This is a genomic window from Nonomuraea sp. NPDC054003, from assembly GCF_055585125.1.
This window is the reverse complement of sequence record NZ_JBVJKR010000012.1, coordinates 82738-107935: the sequence shown is the minus strand read 5'-3', so window position 1 is coordinate 107935 and position 25198 is coordinate 82738. Positions and strand designations below refer to the sequence as shown.

General features: G+C 71.0%; 15 protein-coding genes. 4 read left to right on the top strand and 11 right to left on the bottom strand.

The features are described 5' to 3' along the window. Positions 1–4: 4 nt before the first annotated feature. The 3 genes from ACZ6YG_RS29535 to ACZ6YG_RS29525 are packed head-to-tail and all read right to left on the bottom strand — an operon-like array spanning position 5 to position 4756. The gene (locus ACZ6YG_RS29535) at positions 5–2281 is read right to left on the bottom strand and encodes a molybdopterin cofactor-binding domain-containing protein (RefSeq protein WP_466019784.1); all 2277 of its coding nucleotides are present in this window, start codon (positions 2279–2281) and stop codon (positions 5–7) included. Then, positions 2281–3501 (bottom strand): oxygenase MpaB family protein, encoded by a 1221-nt coding sequence (locus tag ACZ6YG_RS29530; protein ID WP_148033118.1) that lies wholly within the window; start codon positions 3499–3501, stop codon positions 2281–2283. Before ACZ6YG_RS29530 ends, ACZ6YG_RS29535 begins: the two co-directional genes overlap by 1 nt. 40 nt (positions 3502–3541) lie before the next feature. Further along, positions 3542–4756: an oxygenase MpaB family protein gene (locus ACZ6YG_RS29525; protein WP_148033119.1), complete on the bottom strand. Its 1215-nt coding sequence runs from the start codon at positions 4754–4756 to the stop codon at positions 3542–3544. A 191-nt stretch (positions 4757–4947) separates the two neighbouring features. Between ACZ6YG_RS29525 and ACZ6YG_RS29520 the strand changes: the two genes are divergently transcribed. Beyond that, entirely contained in the window at positions 4948–5589 is a 642-nt protein-coding gene (locus ACZ6YG_RS29520; protein WP_466019912.1) for a TetR/AcrR family transcriptional regulator, read from the top strand. A 37-nt stretch (positions 5590–5626) separates the two neighbouring features. On the opposite strand, the gene ACZ6YG_RS29515 is transcribed toward ACZ6YG_RS29520, so the two are convergent. Genes ACZ6YG_RS29515 through ACZ6YG_RS29495 form a run of 5 tightly spaced genes read right to left on the bottom strand, consistent with a single transcriptional unit; the run spans position 5627 to position 11128 of the window. Beyond that, on the bottom strand, positions 5627–6676 hold the full coding sequence (locus ACZ6YG_RS29515; RefSeq protein ID WP_148033120.1) for an LLM class flavin-dependent oxidoreductase: 1050 nt from the start codon (positions 6674–6676) through the stop codon (positions 5627–5629). Beyond that, positions 6673–8148, bottom strand: a complete 1476-nt coding sequence (locus tag ACZ6YG_RS29510) for an APC family permease (RefSeq protein WP_466019783.1) — start codon at positions 8146–8148, stop codon at positions 6673–6675. Before ACZ6YG_RS29510 ends, ACZ6YG_RS29515 begins: the two co-directional genes overlap by 4 nt. Continuing rightward, positions 8132–8386: a hypothetical protein gene (locus ACZ6YG_RS29505; protein ID WP_148033122.1), complete on the bottom strand. Its 255-nt coding sequence runs from the start codon at positions 8384–8386 to the stop codon at positions 8132–8134. The genes ACZ6YG_RS29510 and ACZ6YG_RS29505 overlap by 17 nt, the downstream gene beginning before the upstream one ends. Next, positions 8383–9882 (bottom strand): FAD-binding oxidoreductase, encoded by a 1500-nt coding sequence (locus tag ACZ6YG_RS29500; protein WP_148033123.1) that lies wholly within the window; start codon positions 9880–9882, stop codon positions 8383–8385. Before ACZ6YG_RS29500 ends, ACZ6YG_RS29505 begins: the two co-directional genes overlap by 4 nt. Before the next feature lie 40 nt (positions 9883–9922). Beyond that, positions 9923–11128 (bottom strand): (Fe-S)-binding protein, encoded by a 1206-nt coding sequence (locus tag ACZ6YG_RS29495; RefSeq protein ID WP_397197908.1) that lies wholly within the window; start codon positions 11126–11128, stop codon positions 9923–9925. Between the two features lie 69 nt (positions 11129–11197). Here ACZ6YG_RS29495 and ACZ6YG_RS29490 point away from each other — a divergent pair, with 69 nt between their 5' ends. Then, positions 11198–11938, top strand: coding sequence for a FadR/GntR family transcriptional regulator (locus ACZ6YG_RS29490; RefSeq protein ID WP_261808722.1), 741 nt, complete (start codon positions 11198–11200; stop codon positions 11936–11938). Between the two features lie 10 nt (positions 11939–11948). Then, complete coding sequence (locus tag ACZ6YG_RS29485) at positions 11949–12656, top strand: PDC sensor domain-containing protein (protein ID WP_466019782.1); 708 nt, start codon at positions 11949–11951, stop codon at positions 12654–12656. A 57-nt stretch (positions 12657–12713) separates the two neighbouring features. Here the strand turns inward: ACZ6YG_RS29485 and ACZ6YG_RS29480 are convergent, their stop codons facing one another. Further along, a complete protein-coding gene (locus tag ACZ6YG_RS29480; RefSeq protein WP_466019781.1) occupies positions 12714–18917 on the bottom strand; it encodes an RHS repeat domain-containing protein in 6204 nt (2067 codons plus the stop codon). Positions 18918–18952: 35 nt separating this feature from the next. Beyond that, positions 18953–22213: a LamG-like jellyroll fold domain-containing protein gene (locus ACZ6YG_RS29475; protein WP_466019780.1), complete on the bottom strand. Its 3261-nt coding sequence runs from the start codon at positions 22211–22213 to the stop codon at positions 18953–18955. A 480-nt stretch (positions 22214–22693) separates the two neighbouring features. On the opposite strand from ACZ6YG_RS29475, the gene ACZ6YG_RS29470 reads away from it, so the two are divergent. Then, positions 22694–23935, top strand: coding sequence for a pectate lyase (locus ACZ6YG_RS29470; RefSeq protein WP_261808723.1), 1242 nt, complete (start codon positions 22694–22696; stop codon positions 23933–23935). 125 nt (positions 23936–24060) lie between these two features. On the opposite strand, the gene ACZ6YG_RS29465 is transcribed toward ACZ6YG_RS29470, so the two are convergent. Next, positions 24061–25071 (bottom strand): methyltransferase, encoded by a 1011-nt coding sequence (locus ACZ6YG_RS29465; RefSeq protein WP_466019779.1) that lies wholly within the window; start codon positions 25069–25071, stop codon positions 24061–24063. Positions 25072–25198 lie beyond the last annotated feature (127 nt).

Below are 25198 nucleotides of genomic sequence, written 5' to 3'. Positions count from 1 at the left end.
TGGTTCAGCGGGCGTGGTCCAGGCCGTCGGTCGGCGACGGCGGGATCGGCGGGACGGTGGGTTTGGGGGTGAAGGAGAGCGTCCCGTGGTTGATCGGGAAGCTGGTGGGCATCGTGCCGGTGGCGCGGCCGTACGCGCAGGCGACCGCGGCCATCGACGCGGCGACGCCCAGCTCCCCCGCGCCGCCGGGCTGGTCGGACGTGCTGGGCATGACGATGACCTGGAGTTCCGGCGGGGTGTTCCACTGGCGGGTGTAGAAGTAGTTGTCCCAGCTCGCCTCCAGGAAGTGGCCGTCGCGCAGGTGGAGGCTGGAGGTCAGGGCCAGCGCGATGCCGTCCATGACGCAGCCCATCATCTGGGCCTCCAGGCCGCGGGGGTTGACGGCCAGGCCGACGTCCACGGCGAAGACGACCTTGGTGACGCGCGGCCCGGCCACGCCGTCGCGGATGGGCCGGTCGACCGTCGCGGGCCGGCAGTCGATCTCCACCAGCGCGGCGCTGACCGACTTGTACTCGGCGTGGAACGCGATGCCCTGGGCGGTGCCGGGTGCCATGGACCGGCCCCAGTTCCCGGCCTCCGCCACCTTCGCCAGCACCGCCCTGGACCGGTCGTCCTGGAGGAAGTCGCGCCGGAACCGGTAGGGGTCCTTGCCCATCCTCGCCGCGAGCTGGTCGACGATGAGCTCGCGGGCGCAGGTGACGTCGGGCGAGTAGACGTTGCGCATGCTGCCGGTGTTGAAGCCCTTGTCCGTCTCGCTGAGCAGCCGGCTGACGGCCCCGAACCGGTAGGACGTCGCCTGGCTGAGATGGAAGAACGTCTGGGCGAAGCCGATGTCGCCCACCGGAAGCCTCGCGGCCAGGGCGGTGATGATCTCACCGAGCCCGTGACCGAGGTCCGTGGAGACGCTGGTGTGCCGCTGCTTGTAGCTGAGCACGGTGTCGCCGAGGTAGGCGACGCGGACCCGCGAGGTGGCCATCGGGTGGGTGCGCCCCTGGCGGGAGTCGTCGGCGCGGTGCCACATGAGCTTGACCGGTTTGCCGATCTTCTGTGACATCTCGGCGGCTTCGAGCGCGGCGTCGAAGAACAGCTTGCGCCCGAAGGAGCCGCCGCCCTCGGTGACGTGCACGGTGACCTTGCCGGCAGGCAGCCCGAGCTTGGCGGCGATGGCCTGCTGGGCGACGATCGGCGATTTCAGCGCCGACCAGATCTCGGCCCGCCCGGCCCGCACGTCGGCGATCGCGCAGTTGGGTTCGAGCGCGCTGTTGCTGCGGAAGTAGAAGGTGAACTTGCCTTCGACGACGGGGGTCGGCGGCCTGAGCCCCATCGGCAGCTCCGCCGCTTCGAGCTGCCGCAGCACGCTGGCGTCGGACTTCCCCTCCGCGGTGCCCGGTCTCCAGGAGACCTGCAGGGCGCGTACGGCGTCGACGCACTGCCCGAAGGTCTCGGCACGGACCGCGACCCCGGTGGAGATCGTCACGACGTCGGTGACGCCGGGCATGGCGCGGACCTGCGCGAGGTTCGCCACCGAGCCGACCTTGCCGTTGATGGTCGGCGGGCGGCACACCATCGCCGGCTTGGCGTCCGGGACGTCGAGGTCCATCGCGAACTTCTTGCGCCCGGTGACCGCGTCCAGGGCGTCGACCCGGTTGTGCGGCCTGCCGATGACGGTGAAGCTCTCCCGCGCCGTGAGCTCCACGGACACCCGCTCGGTCCGCGCGCTCGCGGCCTTCGAGGCGAGCGCGCCGATGCCGACGCTCCGGCCGGCGCGGTCCTTGACCACCCCGTCCTCGATCGTCAGGCCACCCACGTCCGTGCCGAGTTCGGCCGCCGCGGCGGTCAGCAGGCGTTGCCGGGCGACGGCGGCGGCGACCCGGATCGGGGTGTAGGTGGCGATGGTCGTGTTCGAGCCGCCGGTGAGCTGGTTGAACACCAGCTCGGGGCGGGCGTCGGCCAGCGTGACGCGCACCCGGTCCAGCGGCACGGACAGCTCCTCGGCGATCAGCATGGCCGTCGAGGTGGTGATGCCCTGGCCGACCTCGGCCCGCGGCAGCGCGAACGCCACCGTGCCGTCCTGCCGCACCTCGACCGAGATCAGGTTCGAGGTGGGCAGCGCCGCCGCCGTCATCAGGTCGTTGAGGTCGACCAGCTCGGTCAGTTCGGGCGCGGCCAGTGCCGGGGCGAGCTCGGCGGCGGCCACCAGGGTCGGGGCCGCCAGCACGTACCCGAGGAAGCGCCGCCGCCCGATGGCCGAGCCTGGCCCGTCGTCCTGCGGTCCGGTCATCAGGTGCCGGGCCGGTTGGTCGTGGGGATCTCGATCTTGGTCTCCTTGCCCTTGGTGAGGAAGAACATGATGTACTGCCGGACCGCCTCGTCGATGACCCAGGCGATCTGCGGCACCAGCGGCAGCGGGATGAGCCCCTCACGGAACCTGACCAGCTTCGGCCAGGCCGAGCTGATCAGCGGGTCCCACACCGGCTCACGCTCGATGCCGTCCCAGTCGGCCACCTGGTCGCCGACCAGGTAACGGGCGAGCGCGTTGCAGAGCGGCCGGCTGATGCTGCCGGGGCTGGTCTGCTCGGCGAGCTGGTCCAGCAGGATGTCGGTCAGCGCCACGCCCTCGGGGGTCGGCCCCATGTTGCGGGGCAGGACCTGGTCCGACTGCGCGTAGGCCTCGTCCCAGTTGGAGGGGATGTACTCGTCCTTGATGCCGAGCATGTGCGCGGTCACCTGCCACACGTGCAGGTACGCCGCGGAGTCGGCGGAGCTGATCGGCACCTTCCATTCGAGCATCTTGCGCATGGCGAAGGTCGGCAGGGTGTGCCAGGTGACCAGCATGTCCTCCTGGCTGATCGGGATGCCGTAGGGCCAGTGGGGCACCTGCCGCAGCAGGTGCCGCACCGCGGCGTGCACCAGCCGGGTCTTCACCGCCTCGACCACGCACGAGCCGTCCGGCCGGTAGGCGTTCAGCGACCCGACGGCGAACCCCAGGATGCTCGTCTTGGCCACGCGGTCCTCCATGTCCGCGCCGCCCTTGGAGTAGTAGACCGCGCGGGCCTCCTTGGGGATGGCGGTGCTCAGCATGCCGCCGCCCACGCCGTTGAGCAGGTTGAGGTACAGCCCTCTGGACTTGTTGAAGTCGGCCGCGGTCTCCAGCTTGCCGCGGTCCGCCCACGACGGCAGCCGGCGGGCCCGCTCCATGAAGTCCCGCAGATCCGCCGGCAGGCCGTCGGGCAACGGCTGGTCGTTCCGGTTCCAGTCCCACAGCAGGCGGTTGACCTCGGGCACGTCACCCCGGTCGATCAGCGAGGCGACCAGCGCGTCGGCCTCCTCGTCCCACACCCATCGCGGGTCCGTGCCGGCGCCGGAGCCCGCGACCGAGCCGCGCGCCGACCAGGTCCAGGGCGTCTGGCTCGCCTCCGCCGGAGGAGTGAGCCCCAGGGCGCCGAGCGCTCCCAGCGTTCCGCCCGAGATCAGGATCTTGCGCCTGCTCAACTCCGCCATTGCCCGTACTCCTCTCCGTGTGCCGAATCAAAGGGGTCGATCAGGACGGCCGGTTGGTTTCCGGGATCTCGATCCTGATCGGCTGCGCTTCGGACAGGAAGAGCAGGGTCGCCTTGCGCAGGAACTCGTCGAAGAGCCAGTACGTCTCCGGCGCCAGCGGGAGATTGAGCAGACCTTCGCGGATGGCGATGAACGGCCGCCAGGACAGCCGGAGCAGCGAGTCCCAGACGGGTTCCCTCGGGATCTTCAGCCAGCCGGCTATCTGGTCGCCGAGCACGTAGCGGGTGAACGCGCCGAGGATCGGCTTGGACAGGATGGCGCCGTCGACCTCGGCGCCGAGGTTGAGCAGGATGTCGGCCAGCTTGATGCCCTCGGGGGTCGGCGCCAGGATCGGGGTCAGAACCTGCTCCGCCTGGGAGTTCGCCTGCGCCCACGACGCGGGGATGTACTCGTCCCTGATGCCGAGCATGTGCGCGGTGAGCTGCCACGAGTGCAGGAAGGCCGTGGACTCGGAGCTGGGGATCGGCACCCTCCAGTCGAGCATCTTCTGCATGACGGTCGTGCCCAGGCTGTGCCAGGTGACCATCATGTCCGCCTGGCTGATCGGGATCTCCTCGTCGGCGACCGGGGGCCAGTACGGGGACTGCGGCAGCAGGTGCCGCACCGCGGCGTGCACCAGCCGGGTCTTGACGCAGGTCACGATCATCTCGCCGTCGGGATCGAAGGCGTTGCGCGTCATGATGTCGTAACCGAGCTTGGCGGTCTTGGTGATGCGGTCCTTCATGTCCGCGCCGCCCTGCGAGTAGTAGACGGCGCGGGCCTCCCTGGGGATGACCGTGCTCATCATGCCGCTGGCCATGCCGTACAGGACGCCGAGGTAGAGTCCCCGCTTCTCGGTGAACCTGAACGAGGTGGCGAGCTTGCCGTGGTCGGTCCAGGCCGGAAGCCGCCGGGCGTCCTCCATGAACGCCCGCAGGTCCGCCGGGAGCCCGTCGGGCAGCGGCTGGCCGTTCTTGGTCCAGTTGCGTAAGAGCCGGTTGACCAGGGGCACGTCGCCCCGGTCGAGCAGCGAGGCGACGAGTGGGTCCGCTTCCGCGTCCCACACCCATCGCGGGTCGGCGCCGACGCCCGTGCCCGCCACCGAGCCCTTGGGCGACCAGGTCCACGCGTACGCCGGGGTCGTGACGCTCAGCGCGCCGAGCGCGCCGAGCGCGCCGCCCGCCTTCAGCACGTTGCGTCTGCTGGGTTTGTCCATGCCGTCGTTCCTCCTCTTCTCGCCGGGAGCGGGATGACACCCGTTGATACGATGAAACAGAGAACGCGTCTGTGTATCATCATCATGAGAGCACAACGTGATGCCCATCACAAGACCGCGGCCACCGTTGTGGGGGAACGAGTCAGAACCGTGTTCGTGAGGTGATCGTGGAATCCGCCCTGTCCGCGCTAATGCCGCCGTCGGACTCCGAGTCGTTGCTGGAACGTGCCTACATCGACGCGGTGGAGCAGGTGGACGACACCGACCCGACCCGGGCGCGCATCCTCGACGCGGCGTACGAGCAGTTCTGCCGCACAGGCATCCGGCGCTCCACGATGGAGGACGTCGCCCGCCGGGCGAAGGTCTCCCGCGTCACCGTCTACCGGCGCTTCACCACGAAGGACACGCTGGTCGAGCATGTCGTGCGCCGGGAGTTCCGGCGCTACTTCGACCAGTTCCTGATCGACATCGAGCAGGCACGCACCGCCGCCGACCGGGTCGTCCTGGGCTTCGTCAGCTCGATGCGCGCGATCCGTGGCAACCCGCTGATCGGCGGCCTGATCGAGGCCGAGCCTGAGCTGCTCGTGCCGTCCATGATCAGCGACGGGGGCCGGACCCTCGCCACCGTGCGGCAGTTCGTCGCGGGCCAGCTCCGCCGCGAGCAGCGCGCGGGCCACGTGCCGGACGACCTGGACGCCGACCTGGTGGCCGAGCTCATGGTCCGGGTCTCCGCCTCCTTCCTGTCGACCCCGAGCCACATCGTCGACCTCGACGACGACGAGCAGCTGGCCGCCGTCGCGCGGCAGTTCCTGGTGCCCATGCTGCGCGCCTGAGAGGGGCACGGCGCGGTCCGCCGCGCCCCTCCCCCGGTCAGGCGAACGCGGGCATGATCTGGTCGTGGATCAGCCTGAGCTGGGTGTCCACGTCCGCCACCTCGGGCAGCTCCCGCCCCATGAACTGCTTGACCAGCGTCGCGTCGGTGATGGCCAGGATCATGTGGTTGACGCCGGCCGGCTCGATCTCGCGCTTGATCTTGGCCACGCACTCCTCCGGAGTGCCGGCGATGGACAGCCGCTCCCCCACCTCGGGCGTGGTCAGCTCGATCGCCCTGGCCAGGTCGCCGGCGCCGAGCGCGTCGACGATGGGCTTCATGGCGCCCGGTTCGACGCCGTTGCGTTCGAGCTGCTCGGCGGGCATGGAGGAGGCGTAGAGGCCGACCATGCTGCGGGCGGCCTCCTTCGCCACGGCCGAGTCCGGGCCGGTGGCGAAGACGACCCAGGCGCCGATGTCCATCGCGGCGGCGTCCTTGCCCGCCTTCTCGGCCCCGGCCGTGAAGTGCTCCACGAGGTAGTCGTAGGCCTCACGGGTGTAGCTGAGCGCGTGGTGCACGCCGTCGGAGTGCTCGCCGGCCGCACGGAAGGAGCGCGGCCCGCGCATCGCGCCGAGCTTGACCGGCACGCGTTCCTGCACCGGGCGGGCGAAGGTGAACAGGCCGTCGTACTTGAAGAACTCGCCGTCGTAGGTGATCGCGCCGTCGTCCAGCAGCGTGCGCACCACGTGCGCCGCCTCCTTCACGCGCGACAGCGGCTTGGTGACCGTCCAGTCGATGCCGTACTGAGCGAGCAGCCCGAAGTTGCCGCTGGACAGCACCACCTCGGCGCGCCCGTCGCTGAGCTCGTCGAGCGTGGCCGCCGCCTGCGCGATCAGGGACGGCTCGCGCAGCACCACCGAGGAGACGCTGGGCCCGAACCGGATGCGGGAGGTCTGCTGCGCGGCGGCGGCGAACAGCAGCCACAGATCCTTGTGCCAGGTCTCGTCGGCCGCGTAGCAGGCATGGAAGCCGAGCTCGTCGGCCAGGCGGATGGACGCCAGCGAGTCGCGCAGCGGGTAATCGGGCAGCATGACGTAACTGAACTTCATCGTCGGACCTCCTGGGGGATGGCGTCGCCGGAAGGGGCGTCGCCCTTGTCGTACGGTCTGGCGATCAGCAGGTAGACCAGCCCGGCGGCGACCACGACCAGCCCGGACAGGGCCACCAGGTAGTTGTCGTACCAGGGCGCGTCGGGCGTCCTCGGCCAGGTCATGTTGAGGATGGCGAGCACCCCGTAGACCAGCGCGGCCACGTTGACGGCGAGCCCCGCCCGGCCGAGCGTGAACGGGCCGGCCGGGCGCCAGCCGCGCACCCTGGCCCGCAGCGCCGCCAGCACCACCATCTGGAAGCCCAGGTAGATGCCGAGCACCGCGAACGAGATGATCTTGATGAGGGCGTCCTCCGACACGATCGAGCCGAGCACGATCACCGCGGGCACGGCGGCGGCGACCAGCATGGCGTTCGGCGGGATGTGCCTGACCGGGGAGAACTTCCTGAACACGCGGCTGAACGCGATCATGTCGTCCCTGGCGTAGGAGTACAGCAGCCGGCTCGCGGCCGCCTGCAGGCTGAGCGCGCACGACAGGAACGACAGCAGCACCACGCCGAGCACGACCTTGAGGCCGACGGGGCCGAACGCGGCGGTCAGCACGTTCGTCACCGGGTCGGCGTCGGCGCCGGAGATGACGGCGGCGAAGTCGGGCACCGCGAGCAGCAGCGCCAGGCACACGAACGTCGCGGCGGCGCCGCCCACGTAGATGGTCATGCGCATGGCCTTGGGGATGCGCCGGGTCGGGTCGGGCACCTCCTCGGCCACGTCACCGCACGCCTCGAACCCGTAATACTGAAAAATCCCGATAAGCCCGGCAGCCAGGAACGCCACGAAATATCCGGACTCCGAACCCGCGCCGAAGGTGTCGAACAGCACCCCCAGCCCGTGGTGCCGCTGGGTCAGCAGCAGCCACAGCCCCACGGCCAGCGCCCCGATCAGCTCGGCGGCGAACCCGATGATCGCCGCCATCGCCAGAGCCCTGGTCCCTCCCAGGTTGATGACCAGCGCCACGCCCAGGATGACCAGCGCGCAGAGGATCGTGTTCCAGGTGCTGACCTCGATCCCCAGGAGGGCGGACAGGTACGGCCCCGCCCCGTACGCCACGCTCGCGATCGTCACCAGCAGCGCGACCAGGTACACCCACCCCGTCATCCAGGCCCACCGCCGCCCCCACAGCCGCCTGGCCCAGGGGTAGATGCCGCCGGTCAGCGGGTACTGCGAGACGATCTCGCCGAAGACGAGCGCCACCAGGAACTGCCCGGCGCCCACGATGACCAGGCTCCAGATCATCGGCGGGCCGCCGATGGCCAGCGACGAGGCGAACAGCGTGTAGATGCCGACCACGGGAGACAGGTACGTGAAGCCGAGGGAGAAGTTGGCCCACAGGCTCATGTTCCTGCGGAACTCGGAGGTGTAGCCGAGGCCGGCCAGTTCGGCGTCGTCGCGCGGGGCGTCATTCGTCGAGGTCATGGAGGAGCTCCTCGCCAGAGATCACCTTGTCCGCGAAGTGCCGGTGCATCCAGGCCAGGTGGTCGGCCCGGGACCGGACCAGGCGCAGCGTGTCCCAGTTGGGGAAGGTCTGCTGGGTCACGTGGTCGGTCATGAGGCCGGGCTCGACCTCGAAGACGTGCTCGAACCGGGTGATCGCGACGTCGGTCACCCGCTGGGCCGGCGGATGCGACATCTCCTCCTGATGGCGATATTTCATGATTGCTCCGCGTACGCCTGGTCGAGCAGGTACTTGCCGGGGTTCATGATGTTGTTCGGGTCGATGGCCCGTTTGATGTCGAGCATCACGTCGAAGCCGCCGCCGAGCTCCTCCGGCACCAGGTCCACCTCGCCCTCGCGGCAGGAGCCGTGGCAGGCGCTGATCGAGCCGCCGTGCGCCAGCGCCACCGCGGCGAGGTCGCGCTTGGCCCGGACCCAGGCGGCCCAGGCGGCGTCGTCGAGCCGCTGCTCCCAGATGCCGATGTCGATCTCGGTGAGGTAGTCGGCGCCGGTCGAGCCGTTGGTGTAGGCGAACATGCCCCAGTCGTCGAACACGTCGCTCTCCCGCCGGAGCCGGTCGGCGATCTCGTGCCAGGCCAGCCTGACGGAGGGCAGGTTCGTGTAGTTGATCGAGGCGTCCTCGCAGTGCCAGCTCATCGGGACGACCTGGCCCGAGCGGGTGCGGCCGTGCAGCGGCGTGGCGTACCTGTCGTGCCTGGCCGCCCAGTCGCCCTCGGAGATCTCGTCGCCGAGGTAGCGGGCGCCGAGATCGCGGGCGATGCGCAGCAGCCTCCTGCCGCCGGCCCTGACCTCGTCCTCGTAGCCGTACATCGCGGCGCACACCAGCGCCCGCACCGACGACGGCTGCGGGATGTAGGCCTCGTCGTCGCGCCGCAGGTAGGCGACCTTCCACTCGTCGAACAGCACCGCGCCGGCGAACGTGGCCACGCCCGCCCGCGCCAGCGCGCCGACCGCGCGGTAGGCGCTGTCGTAGTCCTCGAACGCCCAGAACGGCGAGAACTCCGCCTCCGGTTTCGGGAACAGCTTCAGCGTCGCCTCGGTGGCGATGCCGAGCGTGCCCTGGTGACCCATGAACAGGTGCTTGAGCTGGTAGCCGCTGGAGCTCTTGGTGATCTTCCGCCCGATGCCGTCGCCGACGTGGATGACCTTGCCGGTCGGCAGCACGTGGTCGAAGCTGAGCACCAGGTCGCGGGAGTGGCCGTAGCGGGAGCCGATCAGCGACCAGCCGCTGGTGCCGATCCGGCCGCCGACGAGCGAGCACGGGTAGGACGCCGGATCGTCCGGATAGATCAGCCCGTGCCGGGCGAGGACCTCGTTCAGCTTGAGTGCGTTGATGCCGGTCCCGACCGTGCAGGTGCGGTTGTCGAGGTCGATCTCCTTGATCTGGTTGATCCGCTTGACGTCCACCACGATGCCGCCGCGCAGCGGCACCGCGCCGTCGGTCAGGCCGGTGCCGCCGTCGCGCGGCACGACCGGGATCCGCAGGCTGTTCGCCAGCCTGAGCACCTCCGCGACCTCCTCGGTGGAGCCCGGCAGCACCACCAGGTCGGGCATCCGCTCCGCCCACCGGTGCACCGGGAACGGCGCAGGCACCCGCGCCCGGTTGAGCCGGTCGGCCTTGCCGGTCAGCACGTGCTCCGGGCCGAGGATCCGCCGGAGCTCGTCCAGCACGGGATCGCCGATCAGGACCGTCATGACGCCACCTCCGCCACCGGACCGCCGGGCAGCACGCCGCTCATGGCGCCACCCCCAGCGACTCGGCCAGCAGCTCGTGCAGGTCCACGACGTCGATCGACCGCGCCCGGCCGGCCTCCGACAGCGGCCGCTCCGACCACGGGCAGGCGCTGACCAGCGTGTCCACGCCCAGCTCGGCGGCCTTCCCGACCCGCTGCTCGCTGATCTTCGCGGTCAGCTCGGGCTTCTCCACGGGCAGCCCGCCGCCCCCGCCCGAGCAGTACGACCACTGCGTCACCCGGTCCACGTCCTCGAACGTGAGCCCGGGAATGGCCCGCAGGATCTCCCGCGGCTCCCGCCAGACGCCCTTGCGCTTGTTGAGCCGGCACGGGTCGTGGTAGGTCACCGTGCGCTCGACCGGGACGTGCGGCGTCAGCCTGCCCTCCCTGATCAGCTCCGCCAGCAGCTCCACGACCAGCACGATCTCGATGTCGTACGCGTCGCCGAAGTATCTCGGATAGTCCTCGGTGAACGTGATGTAGTCGTGCGGGTCGAGCACCAGCACCCGGCGCACCCCCGCCGCCCGCCAGTCGTCCAGGTTGTGCTGGGCGAACCGGCGCGCCTGCTCCTCGTACCCCATCTCGGCGGCCGGGCCGCCGCAGCACCACTGCTCGTTCATCAGCCCGAACTCGTAGCCGGCCAGATTCAGGATCCGGGCCACCGAGCGCGGCACCGACGTGCGGTAGAAGGCCGCCTCGCAGTCCACGAAGAGGATGGTCTCCCCGCCGATCCTGAGATCGAGCCCTTCGGCCCAGTCGCGCACCCGCTCCTGGTCGACGGGGGTGCCGTCGAGCACCGGCTCGTGCCGGCGCTCGTCGGTGAGCAGGTTCCAGCGCTGCCAGCCCGGCTGGTGCACGCCCTGCTCGACGGCCAGCCCGCGCACGGCCTTGACCAGGTCGACCGTACGGGTGCGGAAACGGTAGAAGTCGCCGGTGAACAGGGAGTTGGGGCAGCGCAGCTCGCACGCGCCGCATCCGGTGCAGTTGACGTAGTCGGCCGCGACGTCCGCGACCTCGAGCTCGCCTTTCTCCATCGCCACGACGTTGGCGTGGAAGGCGGTGGGGCTCCAGGACTCGTTCCGCGTGACCTGCATGACCGGGCAGACCTCGCGGCAGAACTTGTGGCCTGAGGAGAAACAGTTGTAAGCGCTGTTGCGCCACTCCTCTGCGAACCTCTTCTCGGGGAACCTCTTCTCGGGATCCGGCATCTGGCCTCCCTCGGTGGGTTGCGCTTAAAACTATGAGTTCATATTTCAAAAGGCAATATGCTGGAGCGTGTGAGCCAGCTCCCCAAGGCGGCGGTGTTCGCCCCGGTCGACGACGGGTCCGGCCGGGTGGAGGTCGTGGTGCGCCGGCTGGCCGAGGCGATCGCGCTCGGCCTGATCGCCGACGGCGACCAGCTCCCCGCCGAGCTGGAGCTGGCCGGCGCGCTCAACGTCTCCACCGTGACCCTGCGCGCGGCCCTCGCCGCGCTGCGCGAGCGCGGCCTGGTCGAGACCCGCAGGGGGCGCGGCGGCGGCACGTTCGTGCTCGCGCCCGCCGACCCCTCCACGGCCCGGCTCCGCCGCCGCCTGCGCGAGCTGAGCACGTCGGAGCTGCGCGAGATCGGCGACTACCGCTCCGCGATCGCCGGCACCGCCGCCCGGCTGGCCGCCCTGCGCGCCTCCGCCGACAACGTCACACGCCTGCGCCAGGTGCTCGCCCGCCTTGACGCCGCCGCCTCCGTGGGCGAGCGCCGCCGCGCCGACGGCCGCTTCCATATCGAGGTCGCCGCCGCCGCCCAGTCCGTACGGCTGACGCGCGCCGAGATCGACATCCAGGCCGAGGTGGGCGAGCTGCTCTGGCTCCCGTACGGGGAGGCCGTCGGCCCGCGTGACGTGGTGCGCAGCCACACGCAGGTGATCGACGCCATCGAGGCCCGCGATCCGGACCGGGCCAGGTCCATCACCGAGGAACACATCGACAAGGGGATAGAGCGTCTGATGGAGTTCCATTGGCGGCTCGTCGCATCCGGGTGAGGAGGCAACGATGAGCGTTCGGCACGTCGATCAGGTGGCGGACCGGGTCCATACCATCGTCGCGGACATCTTCCGCTCGCTGGATCGCATCCTGGCGGGCGTCGTGGCGTGCTATCGCGCCTCCGGCTCGTTCGCCTCCGCCGACCTGGCCGCGGTCCGGCCGGAGATCTTCGCCTGCCTGGGCGGGCGGCGGGAGGTGCTGGCGGGGGCGGGCGTCATCGTCGCGCCGGGCGTGCTGGCCGACCGCCGCCGCTGGCTGGAGTGGTGGCAGGCGCCGCCCGAGCAGGATCCGATCTTCCTCGACGTGGACCTCGACCCGGAGAGCCTCGACTTCTACGACTACACCGCCGCCGAGTGGTTCGCCGTGCCCGAGCGCACCCGCCGCCGTCACATCGTGGGCCCGTACGTCGACTTCGGCGGCACCGACACGTACATGCTGACCTTCACCACGCCCGCCGAGGTGGACGGGCGCTTCCTCGGGGTGGTGGGCGCCGACGTACGGGCGGCCAGGTTCGAGGCGCTGCTGCTCGGCGTGCTGACGGCCAGTCCCACGCAGATCACGCTGGTGAACGGCGAGGGCAGGGTGGTGGTGACCAACTCGCCGCGGTTACCCGCGGGCTCCCTGCTCCTGGACCCGGGGCCGGACCGGCATCCGCTGCCCGAGCTGCCGTGGAGCATCGTCACCGCCGCCGGAGACCGGGCTGTCAGCCCCCGATAGCCGCCCGGATCTTCCGGAGACTGCCCGGCCGGTGCCAGACCGGCCGGGCCGCCTCGCTCAGTCCTTCACCTTGATGAAGCCCTTGATGAAACCTATGACGAACGCCCCGGCCCGTCCCGGTTCGTTGAGCATGTCCCCGTACTTCGGAATGAACCCGACGCCCTTGCCCGGGTAATCGGCGTACCAATCTTGATACTTGAGCCCGGTAGCCACTCCAGATTTCACCCGGGGGTGCTGGATCGCGCCACGCTGGACGAAGCCCTGTCTATGCGGCCGGGTCGCGGGCGGCGACTGCCGTTGCCTCACCGGTGCGCGCTGCGCCTTCGACGGCGACTGTCGCTGGGCCGCCCGATGGCTGGTCGGACGGTTGGCGGGCCGTTGCCGCCGGGTGGTCCTGCTCGGGGACTTGCTCGCGCGCCTGCTCCGCTGCTTGGCCGCGATCTGCCTGCGCTTGGCCGCGATCTGCTGCCTGCGTTTCGCCATCGCGGCCCTGCGCCTCGCCGCCGCCTCCGCCGCCCGCTTCCTCATGTCGGCGGCTTTCTTCCTGGCCAGCGCGGCCCTTCTCCTGGCCTCGGCCTTCATTCTCCGTGCTCTGGCCGCGGCCTCCGCCTTCTTCTTGGCCAGTGCCGCCTTGCGCTTGGCCGCTTCGGCGGCCGCGCGCCTCTTGGCCGCTGCCGCGAGCGCGCGCTTCCTGGCCAGCCAGGCCGCGTACCGCGCGGCCGCCGCCGCGGCCGCCCTTCTGGCGGCGAGCATGGCCGCGATCCGTATCGCCACCGCCGCGGCCGCGAACCAGAACAGCTGGCCGTCGGGGTCGCTCATGGTGACCGGGCTGTTGTTGGCGTAGGCGTAGGCGTTGAGCTGCTGCGGTTCCTCCGGGTCGATGATCGGGTCCACGGAGAGGAAGCGGCCGTTCCTGGGGTCGTACTCGCGCGCGCCGAGGTGGACGAGGCCGATGGTCTCGTCGCGGGTACCGCCAACGAAGCCGCGCTGCCCCGGCCACCAGGAGGGCGGTGAGCCGCGCTCCTCGCCGAACGGCGTCATCCTCCTGACCGCGAGTTCGCCGGTGCTCGCTTTCACGGCCGCCTGGGCGGTGCCCTGGTGGTCGCCGGCCAGGAAGTACACCTGGTTGTCCGGCGTGCGCACCGCGATGGGCTGGCCGCCGACGGTGTAGTAGCGGGTCTGCTCGACGGCGTCCTTCGCGTAGTCGAAACGCAGCTCCATGTCGTCGATGTAGAGGGTGGCGTCGGTCGGGGTCTTGCGCAGCAGGCGGTCCCCGTCCGCGTCGTACACGAACGAGGTGACCTTGCCCGCCTCGGTCACCGACTCCAGGTTGCCCTCGGCGTCCCAGACCAGGGTCTGGTCGGAGTTCCCGACCTTGCGCCTGGTGGTGTTGCCGGACGCGTCGTAGGCGAACAGGTCCTGCCCGACGGACTGCAGCGCGTGCGGCCGGGGGCTGCCCGCCGCCGGGTAGGCGGAGGTGAGCACGGTGTCGGGCGCGCCGCCCCAGCCGTGCCTGGTCTCCTTGATCCGGTTGCCGGTGACGTCGTAGGCGTAGCTGAACGCGTACGGGGCCACGCCGCCGATCGTGGCGGCCTGCGGGCCGGCGGTGGCGCAGCCGTCCGTGGCCGTCCACGCCGAGGTCAGGCGGCGCAGGTGGTCGTGCCTGAAGCACTGGGTGTCCTGCCCGCCGGCCCGGTCCTCGATCTTGGTGATGTTGCCGGCCGGGTCGTAGCCGTAGCGGAGGTCGAGGTCGGTGGCGGGGGCGCCGGCCCGGTCCAGCCGGATGCCGGTCGTCCTGCGGGTGCCCTCGTCGTGGGTGTAGGTCAGCCAGGTCTTCCCGGTCCCCTCGCCCAGCTCGTACTGCAGGGTCTCGCCCATCTTCGAGTAGCGGGCCGCGCTCACGTACGGCGACAGACCGGCGACCCGGGTCGGCTGGGCGAGCTCGTCGTAGGTGTAGACGACCGACTCGTCCGCCAGCCCGCCGGCTGCGGGGAAGCTGACGGACTGGACCTCGTCGTCGAGCGTGTAGCGGGTGTTGAGCACGTACGAGCCGGCCAGCTTGCCCTCCCGCGCGGGGATGGTGACGGTCTGGCGTAACGTGCGGTAGTCCGCGTCGATCGCGTTGATCTCGGCCTTGTACGCCTGCCCGCCCACGTAGCGGATGGCGGCGTTCAGCTCGCCCTTGGCCAGCGCGTCGTACTTCCACTCGGCCAGCAGCGTGCCGGTGGCCGAGCCCTCGCGCAGCTGCGTCCTGCGGCCCAGCGCGTCGTAGCCGTGCCACAGGGTCCTGCCGCGGGCATCGGTGGTGGTCACCACCTCGTCGGCGTCGTTGTACGTGGTGGTCGTGACGCCCTTGTCCGGGTCCTCCGTCCTGATCTCCCTGCCACGCAGGTCGTAGTGGTGACGCCACACGTTGCCGGCCGCGTCGGTCACCGTGGACAGCCGGCCGGCGGAGTCGTAGGTGTACTTGGTGGACTCGTACGCGCCCGTCGGGGTCGCGCCCTTGTACTCGCGCAGCTCGATGAGCCGGTCCTCGGCGTCCCCGATCCGGGTGGTCGCGGTGCCGCCCGGCGGCGGCGTCAGGTGGACGCGGTCGCCCTCCACCTGGGCGCTCACCCGGAACTTCTCCACGCCCTTCGCCTTGAGGACCTGGGTGTCGAGCTCGCCTGCGCCGTCGTAGAGTGACACGACCTGGTTGGGCACGTCGGCGTCGGCCACCGCGATCAGGCTCGTGGACGGCGTGCCGACGGCGAAGTAGCCGGTGTTGGCCTTGTGCTCCTCGCCCTGCGAGTTGTAGAGGGTGTCGGTGATCGTCCGGCCGTGACGCAGCGCGGGGTCGCTCGCCTGGTCGTCGCGGGGCGCGGGCTCCTGGGTCTGGCGCTCGCGCAGCAGGCCGTCGTACAGCTCGTGACTGGTGGTGTAGCCGCCGTCGGCGCGCAGCGTCTTGGTGGTCACGACGCTGGGGCCGTCCTTGCGGGTCAGGTAGGTGTACTCGGTGCTCGGCGACTGCCCCGCCGCCTTGCTGCGGTCGGGCTGCCACACCTTGGTCAGCCGGCCCAGCGGGTCGTACTCCAGGTCGACGCGGCGGTTGTTGGCGTCGACCTCGGCGACCGGCTCGCCCCAGGCCGGTTCCAGCTGGGTGCGCTCGGTGTGGCCGAGCGCGTTGGTCTCGGTGGTCTCCGTCACGGGGGCGCCCGAGGCGGGGCTGTAGGCGGTGACGGACCTGGTGCCGACCGGGTCGGTCTCGCTGGTCTCCCGGCCGTAGGCGTCATAGGTGTGCGCGCTGCCGGTGATCGTCCGGCCGTCGGCGGAGACGAGCTCCTGGACGGAGGTCACGTCGCCCTTGGTGGGCGGCTGGCCGTTCGCCTTCCCGTCGTACTGGATCCGCTCGTCCGAGAGCACCTCGCCGGCGGCCAGGGTCGCGACCGGAGTGTCGCAGCCGGCCGAGACCGTCTCGATCCGGCTCGTGTAGTCGAGCATCCAGGAGGTGTCGTTCCTGGCGTAGCTGTACCGGACGCACTCGTCGTCGTCGGCGGCGGCCAGGTCGCCCTTCTCGTGCACCCGCAGGAGCAGGCCCGTCTCGTCGTACGAGCGAGCCTCGCCGGTGCGCCGCCACCGGCCACCCTGGAGCGCGGTGCGGGTGACCATGGAGGCGGGCTGGATCACGTGCGCGGCCTTGGTGACGCCGTCATGGGTGGACTCCGCGGTCTTGACCGACCAGGGCTCCTCCAGGGTCGCGGTCAGGATCGCGCCGCCGTCGCCGTCGAAGAGGATCTCCTCGCGCTCGAAGCCGGCCAGCTGGTCCAGGTCGTCCAGCTTGCCGCCTTCGGAGTCCTCGACCTGCTCGCTGCGCCGGGAGCCGTCCGACCGCTTGTCGCCGTGCAGGCCGCGGAAGTACCGGTACTCCTTGAGCGTCCGCTCCGTGTCCTGCCCGTCGCCCTCCCTCACGCGTACGCGGCCGTACCCCCGCCAGTCGGACCACGTCCGGTGCGCGGGCTTGACCAGGATGTTCTCGGCGTAGCGCCAGCCGGCGCCGTCCAGGTACTCGTAGCCGGTGACCACGTCGGGCGAGCCCGCGACCCGGTCGACCTCGACCGTCTGGGTGACCAGGTACTTGTGGAACCAGTCGGTGACCTCGGACTCGTCCGGGGGCGCCCAGCGCTGCGGGAAGCAGCGTCTGGCGTTCCGGTCCGCGACCGGCGTGTCACCGGGGGCGCAGTCGGCGGGCGAGTAGTTGATACGCAGCTCGCCGCCGGACTCGTTGCCGATCGCCTGCACCCGCCACTTGATCAGCGGGGGGCGCCCTTCGAGCGCGTCCACCCGGTTGGGCAGCTGCTTGCCCGCGAACGTGATCGGAGGCAGCGTGAGCAGGCCGCCCACGTGACCGGACTGCTGGATCGAGGCCAGCCACAGCGCGGGGCTCATGCCGTCCCCGGAGGCGGGGAAGGAGTGCGTCAGTTCCCACGAGTCCACCGGCTGGTACTGGCCGGAGGCGTTGCGGATCTGGGTGGTGACCTTCGCCAGCCGCTTGCGGGAGAAGAACGTCGGCGCCAGCCGGTCGGTGCACTTCACGCCGGCGTCGCAGATCTGGTCGAACGGCACGTCCGGCCAGTGTTTCGCGGTGTCCTTCTTCAGCTCGCCGGGGGCGCAGGTGACGGCGCCGGAGGGGATGCAGCGCTCGGCGCTCTCGAACAGCACGCGGGCGGCCGGAGCCCTGGTGAACAGCTCGTCCTTCAGGTATCCGTAGTCGATGCGGGCGAGCGGGGCGGCGCGCACGTACCGGGTGCCGAGCTCCGGCTTCATGCTGCGGCCGTAGTGGTTCGTCTCGTGCTCGTACCAGTACGTGGTGGCGTTGCCGTGGGTGTCGGCCACGTAGTCGAGGTTCCACCGGTAGGCCTGGTGGCACCAGGCGTTGGCCGGGGTGCCCGAATGGCACGGCTCACCGCTGTTGTTGCCGAACACCGGCACGGTCTGCACCGACTTCGTCTCGGGGTTGCCGGTGGTCTCGGCCCAGCGGGGGAGGCGGTTCATGCCGAAGGTGTACTGGGTGCCGTCGGGGCTCGTCATCCGCCAGTACTCGCCGTTGTCGTCACCGTTCGTGGCGCCGACGAGCGCTTCGATCCTGGTCCCGTCGTCGCGCTTGGGCCGCCACCGCCCGCTGGCGGCGTCCTTGACGAGTTCCATGGCCGTGCCGTCGAGGGACATGGTGGCGTTGTCCTGGTCCCAGCACAGGTCGCCGGTCTTCTTGCCGTCGAGCATGCAGGCCTTGTAGCGGCGTTCGATGTAGCCGCCCGGGTTCAGCTCGAAACCCTCACCGGCCCAGGACGCCTGGTTGTTGGTGGAGGCGGTGCGGCCGTCCACGCTCTGCGAGGAGTAGGCCAGCGCCAGGTCCGGCTCGTCGCCGCCCAGGGCGGGCGGGGTGCGCAGCTCGTACCCCCAGGTGAAGTCGCCGGACTGGGCGCCCACGCTCCACGTGGCCGTGGGTGACAGGGACGTGGCGGCGTGGTCGCCGGACGGTCCGGAGGGGGCCGCTGTGAGCGCGTACAGGCCGTCGGTCCCGACCTCGGCGGTGACCGTGCCCTTGGCCGCGTCGTTCTCGCTCTTCACCGGCAGCGACGGGGCGCAGCCGGTGGCGGCGGCGTCGAGCGCGCACTCCTCCAGCTTCACCACGCGCAGGCGGGAGCCGTAGTCGCCGCCGTAGGCGTGCCGGAAGCCTGAGTAGTCGATCTCCAGGCGGGTCGTGGCCGCCGTCTTGACCCCCGCTCCGGGCTTGAGCCGCAGGGCCAGGCCGGGCAGGTCGGTGTCCAGCAGTTCGACGCTCACCGGCGCCTGGGCGGCGGCGGTCTTCGCGGTTCCGGGCGCCAGCCTGACGGGGAAGTCCTCCACCTGGACGGCGGCGGAACCGCCCAGCACGGCGCTGCGCGTGCGGGGCCAGCGGACCTCCGGGGGCTTCTGCCACGCCCGCTCGGCGGCGGGGTCGGCCATGGGCGGTCTGACAGGGACGCCAGTGCCCTTGACCGGCGCTTCCCGCTGCACGGCCGGGTCCTGGCGGGGAGCCGCCTGGGCCGGTGTGGCCTGCACCAGCTGCACCACGAGCAAGATCGTGAGGGCGGGGGCCAGCTTGCGGGGCCAGCGGGCTTCGGGCTTGTTCTCTCCCTCGAAGCGGTTCCATGAGCTGTCGGGGATGTCGGGCTGCCGAGGGGCCTGCTGGAGGCCGTTCCATCGGGATTCGGGTAACTCTAACTCGCCTGGAACATCCATGAGCGTCTCTCCAGTGGGGGGTTCTGGATGGTGTCCTACTGCGCGGCCAGTTGGGCGATCTGCTCGACGCTGAGCACCCCGTCGTAGAGGCGGATGTCGTCGATCGTCCCCGGCCAGTAACCGGTGAAGGCTCCGGCGGTCTTGGTACGGCCCAGTTGCAGCGGCCTTGAGGCGTTCCATTGGCTGAGATGGTCGGTGTGAGTGGTCGACAGGCGGCCGTCGACGTAGACGCGGAGCTGGCCGGCGAGCGGGTCGTACACACCCGCGACGTGCGTCCACACCATCGGCACCGGCACGGCGTCGGAGCGGGTGCGCACGAGGGCGGCGGTGTCGGTGTCCGCGCCGGCCATGCCGAGCATCCACCGGCCCCGCTCCCCGTCGTAGCCGAGCTGGAAACCGGCGGCCCGGTCGCCCGGCTGGGCGACGAGCGCGGCGTCCCCGGCGGGGAGGTAGTCCAGCTGCGTCCAGCCGGCGACGGTGAACCCCGTCCTGGTGTTCACGGCGGGGCCGGCCGTCTGGGCGTGGCCGGTGACTCCGTCGAGGGCGAGCCCGCCGCCGAGCCAGCCGCCGGTCCACGACGCGCCGCCAGTCAGCGTGGCAGGCGTCGACCGGCCTGAGGAATCGGCCGCGGACACGCCCGTGGTCTCGTCCAGCTTCCAGTGGCCGACGAGCGTGGTGGCGCTGTGGATCAGGTCGGCGACCTCTCCGGCGAAGACGGCCCGGCCGTAGACACGGACCTCGTCGACGTCGCCGGGCCAGAACTCCGCGGCGCCGCCTGCCTGGCCGCGGCCGATGGTGAGACTGCCCGTGGCGGCCCACGACCGCGCCGCGACGGTCGATTCCAGCCTGCCGTTGACGTAGAGGGAGACCCGCCCGGCCGCGGCGTCGTACACGCCGGTCAGGTGGGTCCACTCGCCGAGCCTCGGCGGTGCCGCGGAGAGCGCGCGCACGGCCGGGGCGCCGGCGGAGTCCGAGCCGGCGACGGCCAGCGCCCAGCGGTCGTCGGGCTTCGAGTACTGCAGGGCGAACGCTCCCGTGCCCGTGCCTTCCTGGGTGAGCGCGGTGGCCGTGGCGCCGGTGCCGGTCAGACGGACCCAGGCGGCGACGGCGAAGTTGCGGCTGGTGTCCACGACCGGGCCCTGGGTCTGCGCGTACGAGCTCGCGAGGCGCAGGGCGGCGCCGTTCCTGCCGGAGGTCCATGTGGCCCCGTGCAGCGTCACGGGATGGGAGCCCGCGGCGTCGGCGGCGAGGGTGCCCTGGCCTTCGTCCAGTTTCCAGTGGGCCGCCGGATCGGCGCCGGGGTTGACGTTGAAGATGTAGGCGCGGATCGGGCCGAGCCCGCCGGCGTGGTCCTTGCTGCGCACCGAGAGGATGTTGGGGCCGTCGTGGCGCGGGGTGAGCCGGATCGTGGCGGTGCCGTTCTGCCCGGCGGCGACCTCCGCGCCGGGCGTGGTGTCGAGCCCGTAGAGGTAGCCGGCGACGTCGGCGACGCCGTTGGGCGCGAAGGTGAACGTGCCCGCCAGGCCGACACCGTCGCTCCAGGCGTTCTCCCCGTACTCGGCCGAGGTCACCACGGGCTCCCTGGCCGGCGCCGAGGAATCCACCCTGATCTCGCACCAGGGGCTCCACGCGCTGCCGACGATGCCGTCCTCCGCGAGCACGCGCCAGCGGACCACCGAACCGTCGGCGTACGCGCCCTGCGGCACGAGCGCGGAGAACGCGTTGCCCGTCGAGCCCATGGGCGTGACGTACTCGCCCAGTTTGGTGACCCCGTCGGCCGCGTACCACTCGAACCGGCCCCGGACGGAGTTGTCGGCGTCCCTCAGCTTGGCCCAGAGTCTCGGCGTGGCGGTGCTGCTGACGGGCCGCCCGTCACCGGAGACGCAGGCGCCGCCGGGGTCCGACCACACGTCGACGATCCCGGGCGTGGCGGGCAGCGAGTTGTACTCGATGACCAGGACCGGGTTGTTCCTGAACTTCTTCCAGGCGTACACGTCGGACTCGCTGGTGGCCCGCAGGCCGATGGTGGCGTAGGTCCAGCCTTCGGACGCGGCCCGGACGACCCACGGCGTGGCGTTGAACTCGACCCCGCCGGGCTTGCAGGCCGTGCCCCAGCCCTTGGCCACGTTCACCGTGGCCAGCTTGGTGGACCAGTACGGCTGTTTGCTCCAGGTGGTGCTCTTGCTGATCGCGCCGGTCCCCCAGGCTTCGACCTTGCGGGCCTGGCAGGAGTACGACCACGTCTCGTACGTGCGCAGGGTCGCGTTGATGATCTGCTTGCCGTGGACTGTCGGGCCGACGGTGAACTGGAAGAACGAGCGGTTGGTCTGCGAAGTGCTGATCTTCCCCACCCGGGCGATGTCGCTGGCGTTGAGGTAGTTGCTGCCGGCATGGTTCTTCCAGACCGCCGTCCACGAGCCACGCGCGGCCGAGAAGTAGGGGTCCAGGTAGACGGGGAACGTCGTCTCGGGGCCGGTCAGCAATTTCTTGTCCGGCTTGAGGAGCAGTTTCCCGCCGGCGAGCTCGACGCCCATGGTGGCCTCGCGAGCGTCCGGGGAGCGTCCCTCCCTGAGCGCCCGCGGGCTGGTGACGCCCTCCGAGTCCCACATCTTGGGGGTGGGTGCGATGAAGATCGTGCCGCCGTTGCGGTCGACGGCCTCCAGGTTGCCGGCCTCGTCCGTCTTCAGCGACAGGCTCTCGGCCGACAACGGGTAGGCCAGCTCGGTCAGGCCTGCCGCGGCGGCCCGCGACTTGACCACCAGGATGTGGGAGAAACCGTCCACGTCGGCGGTGACCTGGAGGTCCACGCCCGGCATGACCTCGGAGTAGGTGGCGGTGTCGCCGTTCAGCACCGGCTTGGGCAGGGCGCCGTGCCAGCCGAGCTCCATCGACTTGCCGCCCCGGGCCAGGCGGGCGAGAGGGGCCGTGCCGCCGCCGGAGAACGTCATGTCGACTGCCGTGGCGACCGGTTCGACCGTCCCGTCGGGGCGCGTGCGGAGCGTGGTGTCGACGGGCACCCAGCCGTCCCCCTCGCGCACGCGCACCGGGCGGACGTGCTGCTCCAGGAGGAAGGTCCCGCCGGGCTGGGCGAAGACCTGGGCGGTCTCGCTGCGCAGCGACTCGACCTCGACCCGCTTCCCGGTGCGCTGGGCGCGCGCCAGCGCGGCGGGCTCCGGCTCGACCGCCGACCCGCGGTCGACGGCCTGTACACGGCCGGCCCCCGCATCTTCCGGCGGGGGGACTACCAGGATCGCGGTGATCAACGCCGTCGTGATCAGGCCATGCACTGCACGCATAGGTTCCTCGCCCGTCGGTGAGCAGCAGTTGTCGCCCGGTAAACGATTACCTGACGTAGCCCCGATCTCGTGTGTCGATCGGATTGTCATCCCCTGTCAGGGGCGCGTCCATAGTCTCGCCACTCTCTATTTAAAATATTTTCATGGATCATTCTCGTCCGAAAATATCCTTCAAGGCGTCCGGAAAATTATCGAGGCACGTGGCAACCGGTTGCAGAGACAGCTGGAATGTGGCGGATAAAGGCGAGTGCTCTCGCAGCAACCGCTTGCACGAGCATCGATGAAAGTTTCATCGTCCGCACGCTTGCCACCGCCCTCCCCCAGGGCGGCTGACCAGCCAAGACGGTAGGCGGACCAGGCGGCTCGCCCGGCTGGGCCTTCCCGGCCTCGGCCGCCTGTGCTTCACTGCGAAGCACTGACGGGAAAGCGCTTACCCACCACCCCGCTCGCCGTGCTCCCCCTACCGAACTGGAGTTCTCCGTGCGCGAAAAAAGAAGATTGGCGCTATCGCTGGCCGCCGCTCTCGTGACGAGCAGCGGGCTGGTGGCCGTGATGGCGGGCGCCGCCTCGGCGGCCCCGTCCAACGGCTCCTACACGCTGGTCAACGCGGGCAGCGGGCTGTGCGCCGCCGTGCCGGGCGCGAGCACCGGCGACGGCGTGCAGCTCACCCAGGCCACCTGCACCGGCGCCGCCGGACAGGTCTTCACCCTCAGCGGCGGCCAGCTCAAGGCGGCGCACAGCGGCAGGTGCCTCGGCGTCAAGGACGCCTCCACCAGCGCGGGCAAGGCCGTCCAGCAGGAGACGTGCACCTCCGCCGCCTCCCAGAGCTGGCAGTTCACCACCTCGGGCAGCAACTACCGGATCGTCAACGCCAACAGCGCCAAGTGCCTCAACGTCAAGGACAACTCCACCTCCTCCGGCGCCGCGCTCCAGCAGAACAGCTGCGACTCGGTCGCCACCAAGCAGTGGACGCTGCGGCCCGCGAACGGGGGCGGCAACCCTGACCCTGACCCGACGCCGACCATCACCCCCACCAGCGGCGGCGGCGACGGCAGCGGCGCCTGGCCGTCCGACACCGGCAGCGTGCACCAGACCACGACCCGCAACGCCGGCACGTTCTTCGACGGCGGCATGAAGCGCTACTACGGCATCGGCGACGGCGGCCAGAGCGAGAGCCAGGACCCCATGTTCGTGGTGGCCAACGGCGGCACCATCCAGAACGTCATCATCGACGCGCCGGCCGGTGACGGCATCCACTGCGAAGGCTCCTGCACGATCAGGAACGTGTGGTGGAACGACGTCGGCGAGGACGCCGCCACCTTCCGCAGCTCCAGCAGCTCGGCTGCCTACCTGGTGGACGGCGGCGGCGCCAAGTCCGCCTCCGACAAGGTCTTCCAGCACAACGGCGCCGGCACCCTGACCATCCGCAACTTCCAGGTGCACAGCGCCGGCAAGCTCTACCGGGCCTGCGGCAACTGCTCCACCTCCTACCAGCGGCACGTGGTCATGGACGGCATCACCGCCCGTTCCACCAAGGTGCTGGCCGGCATCAACACCAACTGGGGCGACACGGCCAGGTTCAGCCGGATCACCGTGTACGGCAGCGCCACGATCTGCGAGAAGTACCGCGGCGTGCCCAAGGGCAGCGAGCCCACCAAGATCGGCGAAGGCGCCGACGGCGTCAACTGCCTGTACTCCTCGTCCGACATCACCTACCGGTAGAAGCCGCGGCCCCGGCCCGTGGACGACCACGCTCGACCGCGCCGACCATCTCAGCCCTGAGCTGGTCGGCGCGGTCGACCGGTTGTCGCCGCGACCAGGACGACGTGACGGCGAGCCCCGGGCGCTTACGTGGTCGCGATCACGAGGGCGTGCGACGGCGAGCGGGTGAGCTCCGTCCACGGACCGGGGGCGCATCCCGCCGCCTTCAGCCACCCGCGGATCGTCTCCAACGGGTGCAGGGCGCCGCCTTGCGTGTGCCACAGGTTGAGCGAGAACCCGGCGGCGAAGGCCAGGTCGGCGGTGGTGCCCGAGGGCTCGGGCATGCTCTCCAGGACGACCAGCAGCCCTCCCGCCCGCAGCGTGCCCGCCGCCCTGGCGACGAGCGCGGCGGCGTCCCGCGCGGCGAACCCGTGCAGCACGTTGAAGAGCACGGTCACGTCCTGCTCACCGGGCAGATCGGCGGTGAGCAGGTCGCCGGCCCGCCAGGTCAACCTCCCGTCGGAGCCGTCCGTGACGGCGCCGTCGACGATCGTGCCCGACAACCCGGGGTGGGCCCGGCAGAACGCCGCGGCGTACGCCCCGTGGCCGCCGCCCAGGTCGAGCAGGCCCTTGGCGCCCTCCGGCAGCGGCACCAGCGAGACGACCTCGTCCGCCAGCCACTCGGCGAGCCCGCGTTGCAGGTCGTGGAAGGCGGCGGACAGGTCGGGGCGGCCTGCGAGCCAGTCGTAGAAGCCCCCCGCGGGGGTCCCCGAGCGCACCGCGCCGGCGAGCCCGGCCCACCGCTCCTCGACGATGGCCTGCCACAGGCCGAGGATCCGCCCGTAGTCGGTGGGCGAGCCGGAGCAGAGCCACGCCGCGGTGGCGGGCGTGTTGGCGTGCCGGCCCTCGTGGCGGCGCACGTATCCGGTGGTACGGAGGACGCCGAGCAACTGGTCGAGCCCTGTCGGGTCGGCGCCGACGGCGGCCGCGAGCTCGTCCGTCGTCGACGGCCCGGCCGCGAGCGCGTCGAACACGCCCAGCGAGCGCGCGGCCCCGACGGCGTGGCAGGCCATCAGGCCGATCAGGTCCAGCATCGGCGCCGGGGCGTCACCCCTGCGGAAGGCGTCCACCTCGTCGGGCGGCAGGTCGACCGGCATGCGATTCCTCTCAGGCGATTCTCGGCGGCTCCCGGGAACGGTGGCTCTCGGGAACGGTGGCTCTCGGGAACCGGCGGCTCCCAGGTCCGGGCGGCTCCCGGGAAACCGGCGACTCCCGGGGTCCGGG

Excerpts from the sequence above, each read along its gene's own strand:
- ACZ6YG_RS29485 (WP_466019782.1), top strand. The coding sequence starts at position 11,949 with ATGAGCGTTCGGCACGTCGATCAGGTGGCGGACCGGGTCCATACCATC.
- ACZ6YG_RS29465 (WP_466019779.1), bottom strand. The coding sequence starts at position 25,071 with ATGCCGGTCGACCTGCCGCCCGACGAGGTGGACGCCTTCCGCAGGGGT.
- ACZ6YG_RS29510 (WP_466019783.1), bottom strand. The coding sequence starts at position 8,148 with ATGACCTCGACGAATGACGCCCCGCGCGACGACGCCGAACTGGCCGGC.
- ACZ6YG_RS29515 (WP_148033120.1), bottom strand. The coding sequence starts at position 6,676 with ATGAAGTTCAGTTACGTCATGCTGCCCGATTACCCGCTGCGCGACTCG.
- ACZ6YG_RS29495 (WP_397197908.1), bottom strand. The coding sequence starts at position 11,128 with ATGCCGGATCCCGAGAAGAGGTTCCCCGAGAAGAGGTTCGCAGAGGAG.
- ACZ6YG_RS29505 (WP_148033122.1), bottom strand. The coding sequence starts at position 8,386 with ATGAAATATCGCCATCAGGAGGAGATGTCGCATCCGCCGGCCCAGCGG.
- ACZ6YG_RS29530 (WP_148033118.1), bottom strand. The coding sequence starts at position 3,501 with ATGGCGGAGTTGAGCAGGCGCAAGATCCTGATCTCGGGCGGAACGCTG.
- ACZ6YG_RS29500 (WP_148033123.1), bottom strand. The coding sequence starts at position 9,882 with ATGACGGTCCTGATCGGCGATCCCGTGCTGGACGAGCTCCGGCGGATC.
- ACZ6YG_RS29535 (WP_466019784.1), bottom strand. The coding sequence starts at position 2,281 with ATGACCGGACCGCAGGACGACGGGCCAGGCTCGGCCATCGGGCGGCGG.
- ACZ6YG_RS29525 (WP_148033119.1), bottom strand. The coding sequence starts at position 4,756 with ATGGACAAACCCAGCAGACGCAACGTGCTGAAGGCGGGCGGCGCGCTC.
- ACZ6YG_RS29520 (WP_466019912.1), top strand. The coding sequence starts at position 4,948 with ATGCCGCCGTCGGACTCCGAGTCGTTGCTGGAACGTGCCTACATCGAC.
- ACZ6YG_RS29480 (WP_466019781.1), bottom strand. The coding sequence starts at position 18,917 with ATGGATGTTCCAGGCGAGTTAGAGTTACCCGAATCCCGATGGAACGGC.
- ACZ6YG_RS29475 (WP_466019780.1), bottom strand. The coding sequence starts at position 22,213 with ATGCGTGCAGTGCATGGCCTGATCACGACGGCGTTGATCACCGCGATC.